Annotated in this window: 1 protein-coding gene; it reads right to left on the reverse strand. The window is 36.5% G+C overall.

Annotated features, from left to right (window positions below; genetic code table 11):
• Positions 1–322: 322 nt before the first annotated feature.
• On the reverse strand, positions 323–2,646 hold a 2,324-nt coding region (locus RVY88_RS09080), incomplete at its 5' end, for a hypothetical protein (protein ID WP_317051301.1).

A 2,646-nucleotide genomic window follows, 5' to 3' on the forward strand; every position in this document is an offset into this window, starting at 1 on the left:
GGACTGAGTTTTACTATGCTTTTTATGGCTTCTAAGATCTCTTCTTTTACGTTTTGTAGTTCTAGTCTTACGGTCATTTTGTCTCCTTGATTTTTGTTCATTATACCTAAAAATTATAAAAGTTATGTAATTCGTAGTTATTAAATTTAAAAAGGTATCGGTTAGAAAATTAAGGAGCCATGCTATATGCAAAGCTCCTTTTAGCAAAAAAACTATCTACTATTTATTAAGGTTTGGTCTAAAGAAGTCAATATGCCATCGCTGTAAAAATATAGCTATTTAAGTTGTGCTAAATTTAATTGCAACGACTTCTTTATCTGAACTAGGCTACTGTAATCATACTGCTACCGTCTATGGTTAAATCTCCTGTAAATCCAGCAAGCTTAATCAACCCGTCTGTATCTTTTGTAAGTAGACTATCGGCAACAACTGCGTTAGCTGTATCAATAACAACATAAGTATCTCCGTTAAATTGGAAATAACTAGCCTTAGCATTTGTTGAGCCATCTCCTTCTAATGCTTTTTTCAAGTAATCATCGAATGTAGATGTTGATGTTAATCCTGCTATTTTAGAAATATCATTTTTAGCCGCATTTTGTCCACCGGCTTTAACAAGAGATGCGTCTATCTTGTCGCCTTTGCTGAAGTCTGTTATAGTGGTATATTGTGTTTTGTTTGCCGCTCCTATAGTAAGCTTAACTGTATCATCGCCTGCGCCTAAAGTTACAACTTGAGTATCATATCCTACTGTTATACTATCATCTCCGCTACCGCCTTTAATCGTAGCTCCGCTAGCTAATTTATTTACACTTGCATCGAATGTAAGCTTACCTGTCAATGCGCTAGCGTCTAAATCTTTTATGCTTTTAAGCCCAGTTGCCGCAGTAGAGGCTGCAACTGTAATATCTCCATCGCCGCTTATAACTATTTTATTAGCACCTTTTGTTCCGTCGCTACTTGTATCAATCCACAAAGTATTTGCAGTAGTATTATCCTTAGCTACTGAAGTTATATTAACAGACTCTATACTGTTATCTATCTTTAAGCCTTTATTTCCAGCTCCGGCTGCTACGTTTTTGTCTCCCTGATTTATAATAGCCTTAGCATTAAGAACTATATTTACAGTATCATCACTACCAGACATATCGTTCATCTTAATAGTAAGAATTTGTAATTTTGCCATCTCTTTTGATTGAATATCTATTGTTTGATTCTTATTTACTGTTAGCTCAAATGGCGCGTCTTTCTTATCAGCCAATAACCCAATATTCACAAATGAGCTCGCGCTTACGTCTGTATTTGCACTTAAAGTATCGCTGACAGTCACGTTTTCTATATTCTTAATCATACCTAAAGTAGCAGCGTCGGCTAATGCGCTAGCTTTCATGATAATTGTATCATTTCCTTCACCGCCATCTATCAGCGATCCTGCTTTTAGCTTTTTAGCTTCTAAATTTAAAGTATCATTTCCTGCGCCTGTTTTAACGCTAAGTTGTGATCCATCGACTGAGTCAGTGTCTCCGAAACTCACTTTGGCATTTCCGCTAAATCCTGTAGTATCTATATCTTTTACCAAATCAAGATCTCCGGCATTTAAAGTAAGCTCCTTACCATTACCTTTTACGATAAACGTAGTAAATGAATCGTTTTGTAAATCAGCATGACCTGGATTCATATCACCGTCACCTTTAGTAATTAAGAAGGCGTTAACATCTGCGTTTGCATTTATATTTGCTACTTTAGTTACGCTATTAGTTGCCAAAGCAACAGTAGCAGTTTTTCCGCTTAAGTTTAAATTTAAAGTCTCAGCACTAGATGTAATGTGAGCTATTTTACTATCTACAGTTTGAGCCGATACGACATTATCAAAATTTAAAGTAGATACGCCTTTGAAATCAAATGCGGCAGCAGCGTTAGTATTGCCTAAAGTTACATTACTTAAATTTACGCTCTTTAAAGTATCTCCATCGAATGCATTTGTAGCCGTTAGCTTACTAGCATTTTTTATAGTTAGGTTTTCTAAGGCTTTAGTTGCGTTTGCCGCTATGCTTACTTCACTGTTTGCTGCATTTATGCTTAGGTCTTTCACGGCCTCGGCTTTAGTCACGGTTACATTACCGCTAGCTTTTATATCAAGCTTAGTAGCGTCAGTATCTGCTATCTTAGTCTCACCGACTATATTTAACGAAACACTCTTATATCCGTTTATAGTAAGACCGCCGCCGTCTGCAGCTTTAACCTCAGATATAATATTTAATTTCTCAACATTAGTTACGCCAAGAAGAGCTGAGTTTAAATCGCTAGTTTTTAGATCGGCCACGTTCGAGTTGCTATTTAGACCAAATGATATATTTATAGTGTCGTTGCCCGCTGCGCCGTCTACGGTGTCAAACGCGGTCAATGTCGATTTATTAATACCTGTTCCCAAATAAACAGTCCCATTAAAAGTATCGTCTAAATCAGTACCCTTTAAATTATCATTACCCTCTGTAAGATCATAAGTACTACCCGGATTAGGTAGCTCACTCTTCAAAGCATCAATCTCACTCTTAACCTTATCAAGATCACTAGCACTATTAATCTCGCTAATTAACTTAGAAGTAGTACCCTCATCTAATCCACTAATATCCTTACCCAAAGTAGCAT

It is taken from the genome of Campylobacter sp. TJR-1 (assembly GCF_032840035.1).
GTDB classification, from domain to species: domain Bacteria; phylum Campylobacterota; class Campylobacteria; order Campylobacterales; family Campylobacteraceae; genus Campylobacter; species Campylobacter fetus.